The 7,727-nt window shown below is 64.9% G+C and carries 7 protein-coding genes and 1 pseudogene; 5 read left to right on the top strand and 3 right to left on the bottom strand.

Annotated features, from left to right (window positions below; translation table 11 throughout):
• The 3 genes from QZL63_RS09505 to QZL63_RS09495 all read right to left on the bottom strand — a co-directional run.
• The coding region (locus QZL63_RS09505) for a CapA family protein (RefSeq protein WP_290586734.1) at positions 1-914 on the bottom strand (914 nt) is incomplete at its 3' end.
• A 3-nt stretch (positions 915-917) separates the two neighbouring features.
• Entirely contained in the window at positions 918-1,226 is a 309-nt protein-coding gene (locus tag QZL63_RS09500) for a DUF4491 family protein (protein WP_022309075.1), read from the bottom strand.
• 134 nt (positions 1,227-1,360) lie between these two features.
• A complete protein-coding gene (locus QZL63_RS09495; protein ID WP_441293904.1) occupies positions 1,361-2,608 on the bottom strand; it encodes a DcaP family trimeric outer membrane transporter in 1,248 nt (415 codons plus the stop codon).
• A 154-nt stretch (positions 2,609-2,762) separates the two neighbouring features.
• Between QZL63_RS09495 and QZL63_RS09490 the strand changes: the two genes are divergently transcribed.
• The 5 genes and pseudogenes from QZL63_RS09490 to QZL63_RS09470 form a co-directional block, all read left to right on the top strand.
• Positions 2,763-3,893, top strand: a complete 1,131-nt coding sequence (locus QZL63_RS09490; protein WP_022309073.1) for a metallophosphoesterase — start codon at positions 2,763-2,765, stop codon at positions 3,891-3,893.
• The gene (locus QZL63_RS09485; RefSeq protein WP_022309072.1) at positions 3,884-4,999 is read left to right on the top strand and encodes a dihydrofolate reductase family protein; all 1,116 of its coding nucleotides are present in this window, start codon (positions 3,884-3,886) and stop codon (positions 4,997-4,999) included. The genes QZL63_RS09490 and QZL63_RS09485 overlap by 10 nt, the downstream gene beginning before the upstream one ends.
• Positions 5,000-5,073: 74 nt before the next feature.
• On the top strand, positions 5,074-6,528 hold the full coding sequence (locus tag QZL63_RS09480) for a TolC family protein (protein ID WP_022309071.1): 1,455 nt from the start codon (positions 5,074-5,076) through the stop codon (positions 6,526-6,528).
• 12 nt (positions 6,529-6,540) lie between these two features.
• Positions 6,541-7,530 (top strand): HlyD family secretion protein, encoded by a 990-nt coding sequence (locus QZL63_RS09475; RefSeq protein WP_022309070.1) that lies wholly within the window; start codon positions 6,541-6,543, stop codon positions 7,528-7,530.
• Positions 7,531-7,532: 2 nt separating this feature from the next.
• Positions 7,533-7,727, top strand: a pseudogene (locus QZL63_RS09470) (ABC transporter permease); the annotation flags it as partial.

Below are 7,727 nucleotides of genomic sequence, written 5' to 3'. Positions count from 1 at the left end.
TCGGGGCGGTAGGTCATGCGCCCGTCGGGATGGCGCAGCGCCTCGATGCAGGCCACCAGCCCGCCGTCGGTGTAGCGCCGCCGCTGGTTCGAGACCAGGTTGCCCAGCGAGAAGAGCACCACGTGCGACGAGTCGGCACGCCACGGCTGGACCACATGCGGGTGGCTTCCCACCACCAGATCCACGCCGTGACGGCGGAGGAAGCCGGCCACGGCCCGCTGCGAGGCGTTCTCGCGGCGCTCGTACTCGTTGCCCCAGTGCATGCAGGCCACCACGAAGTCGGCCCCGCGGCGGGCCCGTTCGAGATCGGCGGCCATACGCAGCGTATCGATGAGGTTCACGATCGTACCGGCCGGCACCGGAAGGCCGTTCGTCCCGTAGGTATAATTGACCAGGGCGATCCGCACCCCGCACCAGGTGAGGCGGAGCGGATGGTTGCGGCGGTAATCGGCGCTGTCGGCAAAGACGCCCGTATGGCGGATGCCGCAGCGGTCGAGTTCGCGGATCGTCGTGCGGATTCCCGCGGCTCCGCCGTCGCAGCAGTGGTTGTTGGCCAGCACGGCCACATCCACGCCGGCCTCGCGGAGGGCGTCGGCCAGCACGACGGGGGAGCGGAACATCGGGTAGCCCGAATAGGTCGCAGAGGAGGTCAGCGTCGTCTCGAGGTTCACCACGGCAATATCCGCCCCGTGCATCCTCGGGGCCAGCGCCTCGAAAACCGGCGAGTAGTCAAAGCCCCCGCCGCTGCGGGCCGCCTCGACCTGCGGCAGGTGCTGCATCACGTCGCCGCCGAAGAACATCCTGACGCGCTGCGGCGGCGGTTCGGGCAGGGTGGCCGAAGGCCTTCCGGCCGGCGTGCAAGAGACCCCCGCCAGCAGCACGATCACCGCGATATGCCGGATTCCGATACGCACGGCCTACTTCCGTTTCCGTTTGGGATTCTGCGGGAACCACCCCTTGGCCACCCGCTTGCGCTGTTCGAAGAGTTCGCCGATGCTCCACAGCGACGAAGCGCCCCACACGGCCAGCAGCGTGGACCAGAGCAGCTGGCGCACGGCGATCGATGCAGCGACGGCCGCGATCCCCATCAGGAGGAAAAGCCACCAGATCCGCACGCCGAAATAGTACTCGCCCTTGATGACGAGCGGATGGAAAAGACCGATGATCAGAAACGTCGCCACGCCGATCACCAGCCCCGTAAGGTTGTATTGTGTCAGAAATTCCATGATTTTCCCGCTTGTTTTCCGGAGACGGCCGGACGTGTGCCGCCGCAGGCCGCCTCCCGCGGACAAAGATACGAAAAAGCGGGCGACCCCCGCTGGGAATCGCCCGAAAAAACCGTCCTGCGGAACGAGTCCGGTCAGAAAGTGTACTGCAGCATGACATTCACCCGGTTGGCATGGTTCTCCGCATCGGACATGTTGCGGCGCGAACCGTAGAGGTATTCGGCCGCCAGGGTGCAGCGCGGCGTGAGCGCATAGAACAGGTTTCCGAAGATGTACTGCCCGCGCTTGTACTCGTCGTCGGCATAGAATCCGTGGCTGCGCTGTATGCGGACGGTCGAGTAGCCGCCCGAGAGGGTAAGCCGCCGTGTCAGCGAGAGCTGCCCGGCGGCCTGCCAGCCCCACATCGGCATCGTCTGGATGTAGGCGGCATTCCGCGGATCGGGCGTGAAGTCCAGTCCGGCACCCGTCAGGTCCTGAATGTAAGGGGTGATGCCCTTGCCGTAGACGCCGTTCATGAACATCCGGAACGCCCGGCAGCAGCGGATTGTCCCGCTCAACTGTACGCCCCAGCCCAGCAGCGAGGTGTTCTCCGCGGTGCGGAGGTTGTGCAGGTACATGTCGCGCAGGACGACCGAGGCGCGCAGGTGGCTCGAGCGCTCCGGCCCCCACGCATACTGGATGTAGGCCGGAATGTCGGGAACGCGCTGCGGAATGGGCTCGAATCCCTCGCCGTAGGTCCCGCTCACGGCAGGCATCTCGGCCGCCACGCCGAACGAGAGTCGGTCGTCGGCAAACGAGCGTTCGTAACGGATGAGCGTGGCAAAATTGAAGTTGTAGGCGTTCGGGCCCTGGAAGTCGATGGTCGTCGGCGCGGCCGCCAGGTCGCAGAAGGTCGTCACGTCGCGGCCGAGAGTCAGCCCCAGGAACGAGACATAGGCCGAGCGCAGACGCGGCGTGTAGCTGTTCACCGCGCCGCCGCGGAAATCCCCGTCGATGTAGACCACCACGCGCCCGAGGCTCCGCGTATTCGCGATCGCCTTGACGAAGAGCCGCGACGTCGAGGCATCCATCGTGAGTTTCTGCCGGGTGGCGTAGCTGCCCGGCACCGGAATGTCGTAGGTCACGAAGTCGATATTATCGACCATGCCCCCCATGTCGTAGGCCCCCCGCAGGTTGATGAAGCCGCCGACCGAGAACGAGAAACGGTTGCCGCTGACAGGGAAGACAAACTGCGGGACATCGGTCTGCTGAAACCCCTTGCGGTGGGTTTCGGCATGGTCGCGGAGGGCCTCCCGGCGGTCGTGCTCCTGCCCCCGCGGCGTGATTGCGACGGCGGGGAGCATCAGCAGAAGCCCGGCCGTCCAGATAGCGAATCGGATCATTTTCATCATCTGTATGTTTTTGCATTCACCCGTACTTTCGCAAGTCGTATGCCAAAAAAAGAGGAGGGGGATTCGCGAATTTTCTTATCTTTGCATCATACAAGACCTCGTCCCCGAACAACAGATGTTTCTCGCAATACCTATATTTATTCTTATGGCCGCGACCATGGCGGCCGACTGGTACCATTTCCACCGGTTCCGCCGGCGGCGGCCCATTCCGGCCGGCCGCATCGTATGGGCCGTCGTCACCGACCTGCTGCCCCTGGCGGCGATCCTTATCGGCACGCTGAGCCGCGACAACACCACGGCGGTCGTACAGGCGTCGATGTGGCTCCTCTGGGCGTGGCTGTTCACCGTCCTGCCGCGCCTGGCCCGTTACCCGTTCCGCCTCATCGGATGGCGCCGTGCGGGCAACATCGCGGCCGCACTGATCGCCGTCACACTGCTCTGGGGAGCTACGCTGGGCCGCACGTCGCTGCGCGTCAGCCGGGTGGAGATCTGCTCGGAACGCCTTCCCGCGGCATTCGACGGCATGCGCCTCGTACAGATCTCGGACCTCCACCTGGGGACGATCGTCTCCCCCGAGCGCGAGCTGGGACGCCTTGCCGACCGCATCAACGCCCTGCGGCCCGATCTGGTGCTCTTCACGGGCGACCTGGTGAACATCCGCGCCGCAGAGCTCGACGAACGGATGGCCCGGCTGCTCCAACGCATCGAGGCCCCGGTCTACTCGGTCACGGGCAACCACGACGTGGGAACCTACATCAAGGACTCGCTGCACCACACCATCGCCGACAACCTCCGCAGCCTCATCGACCGGCAAGAGGCGATGGGGTGGCACGTTCTCGACAACCGGACATGTTACATCCGCCGTGGCGGCGACAGCATCTCGCTGACAGGACTCTCGTTCGACCCCGCCCTGCGGTGGCTCCGCCACAACCGCCACCTCCCCGCCACGGGGATGGACAAGGCCTACGGGGGCGTACCCCGCGAGACATTCAACATCACGCTGGCACACGTTCCCCAGCTCTGGGAACAGATCACGGCAGCCGGATACGGCGACCTGACCCTCTCGGGACACGTCCACGCGATGCAGCTGAAGATCCGCTTCTCGGGCCGCGGGTGGTCCCCGGCATCCTGGCTCTACGAGCACTGGAGCGGACGCTACGACAACGACGACGGACGGACGCTCTACATCAACGACGGCACGGGATATGTAGGTTATCCGATGCGGTTGGGTGCACGTCCCGAAATAACCCTCTTAACGCTGAAACAATGCGAGTGACACTCTCCGCCGCGGCAACGGCCGACGGCTATCTGGACGACAACGGGCCCGAGCGGCTCATGATCTCGACGCCCGAAGACTGGGCGGCGGTGCTGCGCCTGCGAGGGCAGTGCGACGCAATCCTTGTGGGGGCCGAGACCCTGCGGCGCGACAACCCGGCGCTCCTGCTGCGCGACGAGGCCGTGCGCGAACGCCGTCGGGCCACCGGCCTGCGCCCCGACATCGCCAAGGTCGTGGTGACACGCTCCGGGAAACTCGACCCGGCGCTGCGCTTCTTCAGCGAAGGCGACGCCGACAGATATGTATTCTCTGAAGTGGAATGCCTTGATTTGAAATCCGTTGCGGAAGTTATCCAAACCGAAGGTTCACATACGGCAGCACAGGTCGTCACCGCCCTCGAGAAACGCGGCATCCGCCACCTGCTCGTCGAGGGCGGCGCACAGATCCTCTCGATGTTCCTCCGCGAAGGGATGGCCGACGAGGTACGCCTGGCGGTCAATCCCGAACTGCGGCTCGGGACTGGCCGGGGCCGCACTCCGTTCCGTTTCGATGTGCCGGCCGGGGCCGAATGCCGCCGCGAGAGGCTCGGCGGCATGGAGGTGACCCACTGCACGATCCATCCGGACACGACGGCCGAAGACCTCCGGTGGCTCGGACAGGCCGTAGAAGCGGGCAGGCGTTGTACACCCAGTCCGAGCTGCTACTGCGTCGGGGCCGTGGTCGTCACGGCCGACGGGCGCTCCTTCACGGGCTATACGCACGAGACCTCCGCCACGCACCACGCCGAGCAGGAGGCCATCCGCAAGGCCGTCGATGCCGGAGCCGCCCTGCGGGGCGCCTCGATGTTCTCGTCGATGGAGCCCTGCTCGAAACGCGCGAGCGAACCCGAGAGCTGCACGCAGCTGCTGCTCCGACACGGATTCGCGCGCGCCGTCTTCGCCCTCTACGAACCCGACTGTTTCGTCTGCTGCCGCGGGGCGCTGACACTCCGCGAAGGAGGCCTCGACGTAAGGGTATATCCCGAGCTGGCCGAGGGCGTGCGGGCAGCAAACGCCCACCTCACAGGCTGGGAAAGGGCAGAAATTACCCACAAAAGGGTTCAATAATGGCCTAAAGTACCTATTTGCCGAAGAGTTCCGGATAAATCCCATATATTTGTCCCACAAACGCAATGATCGCTATGAAAAACATTCTCAGGATCGCCTGCCTGGCGACAGCGATGACCGCGGCGCTCCCCCTCCCGGCACAGGAGCCTGGACAGGCCCTGTCGCTCGAAGAGGCGATCGCCGTGACCCTCACGGACAACCCCGCCATGAAGGCGGCGGCCTACGAGGAGCGGGCGGCACAGCAGCAGCGCCGCGCCGCGATCGGACTGCGCATGCCGCAGATCAACCTCACGGGAGCTTACGCCTACATGGCCAAGGACATCGGATTCGACTTCAACAACCTGAAAGGCCCGGCCAAGGACCTCACGGGAAAGATACTCGGCAGCGGGCTGATCGACCCCACGCTCATCCCGACAATCCAGGGGCTGCTCAACCCGATGATGAACGCCGACTGGTTCCTCACGCTGCAGGACCAGAGCTTCGGGTTCGTGGGCGGCGAGGTGACCGTGCCGATCTGGATGGGCGGCAAGATCAACGCCGCGAACCGGGCCGCACGTCTCAATGAGCGCACGGCCACCGAGCAGGGCAACCAGACACGCAATGCGCTGATTTCGGAGCTTGTGGAGCGCTATTTCGGACTCGCGCTGGCCCAACAGGTCGTAGCCGTGCGGCAGCAGGTGGTGGACGGCGTGCGCCGCCACCTCGAGGATGCCCGGGCCCTCGAGAAAAACGGCATGATCGCCCAGAGCGAACGCCTCTACGTCGAATTCAAGATGGCCGAGGCCGAGCGTGAGCTGCACAACGCCCAGCTGCAGGTCGAGACCATCTCCAGCGCACTGTCGAACACGCTCGGACGCGAGAACGACTGGCAGCCCGTCACGGCGATGTTCGTCATCGGGCAGATCGAGGAGCTGGCCTACTACAAGGAGTTGGCCGAGATGCGCAACCCGCTGCTCTCGCAGGTGTCGCTCAAGCGGCAGCTCGCCGAGGAGAACGTCCGCGCGCAACGGTCAGCCTTCCTGCCGCAGGTGGTGGCCATGGGCGGTGGCTCGTTCTACAACTACCAGGTTGCCGGATTCGTACCGCGCTGGGCCGTGGGCGTCGGGGTGAACATCAAGCTCTTCGACGGATTGAACCGCGAATACCAGTACTCGGCTGCCCGGCAGACCGTGCGCCGCGTCGGCGAACTGCAGAACAAGGCCTCGCAGGACATCTCGGTACTGGTCGAGAAGCTCTACAACCAGATGATCAACTACCGCAACCAGATCACGTCGATCGACGCCTCGCTCTCGTTCGCCGAGGAGTACCTGCGCATGAAGGAGGCCGCCTTCCGCGAGGGGATGAGCTCCTCGTCGGACCTGATCGACGCGGAGCTGAACCTCGCCGGCGTGCGGACCGAACGGCTTCAGGCCGCCTACAACTTCGACCTCGTGCTGGCACAGCTGCTCGAGGCCGCGGGCATCAGCGACGAGTTCCCGGCATATTCCCGGCGGTCGGACGCACGGGTCATCCTCTTTGACGAAAAATAACAAGCAAGCGATATGAAACGAAACAACATCATCGGTATTTTGGCGGCCGCGGCGGTCATCGTCCTCTCGGTCGTGCTGATCAGCTGGTACCTCAACAAACGGACCCCGATGCTGATTCAGGGCACCGTCGAGTGCACCACCTACAAGGCCTCGTCGAAGGTCCCCGGACGCATCGACGAGATGAAGGTCGAGGAGGGGCAGCGCGTAGAGAAGGGAGAGCTGCTCTACATGATCTCGACGCCCGAGCTGGACGCCAAACTCGAACAGGCCGAGGCCGTGAAGAGCGCGGCGGCCGCACTGGACGCCGCAGCCGTGGCCGGCGCGCGGATCCAGCAGATCGAGGCCGCGCTGAACATGTGGGAGAAGGCCCAGGCCGGGCTCGAACTGGCCCGCAAGACCTACGAGCGCGTGCAGAACCTCTATAACGAAGGGGTGGTCCCGGCCCAAAAGTTCGATGAGGCCGAAGCCAACTACAAGGCCATGGAGGCCACGGCGCTGGCAGCCAAGGCACAGTACGACATGGCCGTGGACGGCGCCCGCAAGGAGGACAAGGAGGCCGCAGCGGCCCGGGTCCGCCAGGCCGAAGGAGCCGTGAGCGAGGTGCAGTCGTATCTGGTCGATGCCTCGGTCTATTCGCCCGTCACGGGCGAGGTCTCGACGATCATCGCCGAAGAGGGCGAGCTGGTCGGCAGCGGATACCCCGTGGTGGCAATCCTCGACATGTCGGACATGTGGGTGACCTTCAACATCAAGGAGACCCTGCTCCCGGGCATGACCATCGGTACGCGGATGACGGGATTCCTACCCGCCCTCGACCGCGACGTGGAGTTCGAGGTGACCTACATCGCCCCGCAGGCCGACTTCGCCACATGGGCCGCAACCCGCACGCAGGGAGGGTTCGACATCCGTACGTTTGCCGTCAAGGCCCGGCCGACCGCCCCGGTGGAGAACCTGCGCCCGGGCATGAGCGTCCTCGTGGACTGGGATAAAATCGCCAGATAGCGATGCCGCGGTTTCTGCAAAACAGCTGCGCCGCCGCACAGCGGGAGTTGGGCCGGGCCAAACGCCAGCCGATGTACTTCGTGCTGACGATCCTGCTGCCCGTCGTCTCGTTTGCGTTCTTCGCCCTGCTTTTCAACCAGGGTGCGATCCGCAACGTCCCGATCGCCGTGCTCGACGAGGACAACACGACGCTCTCG

Origin of the sequence: Alistipes sp. CAG:268, assembly GCA_000434235.1 — a bacterium.
Classification (GTDB): Bacteria; Bacteroidota; Bacteroidia; order Bacteroidales; family Rikenellaceae; genus Alistipes; species Alistipes avistercoris.
The sequence above is the reverse complement of the archived record's forward strand: the minus strand, read 5'-3'. Positions and strand labels throughout refer to the sequence as shown.

Coding starts and splice junctions, on each gene's coding strand:
- QZL63_RS09500 (WP_022309075.1), bottom strand. CDS start 1,226: ATGGAATTTCTGACACAATACAACCTTACGGGGCTGGTGATCGGCGTG.
- QZL63_RS09495 (WP_441293904.1), bottom strand. CDS start 2,608: ATGATCCGATTCGCTATCTGGACGGCCGGGCTTCTGCTGATGCTCCCC.
- QZL63_RS09490 (WP_022309073.1), top strand. CDS start 2,763: ATGGCCGCGACCATGGCGGCCGACTGGTACCATTTCCACCGGTTCCGC.
- QZL63_RS09485 (WP_022309072.1), top strand. CDS start 3,884: ATGCGAGTGACACTCTCCGCCGCGGCAACGGCCGACGGCTATCTGGAC.
- QZL63_RS09480 (WP_022309071.1), top strand. CDS start 5,074: ATGAAAAACATTCTCAGGATCGCCTGCCTGGCGACAGCGATGACCGCG.
- QZL63_RS09475 (WP_022309070.1), top strand. CDS start 6,541: ATGAAACGAAACAACATCATCGGTATTTTGGCGGCCGCGGCGGTCATC.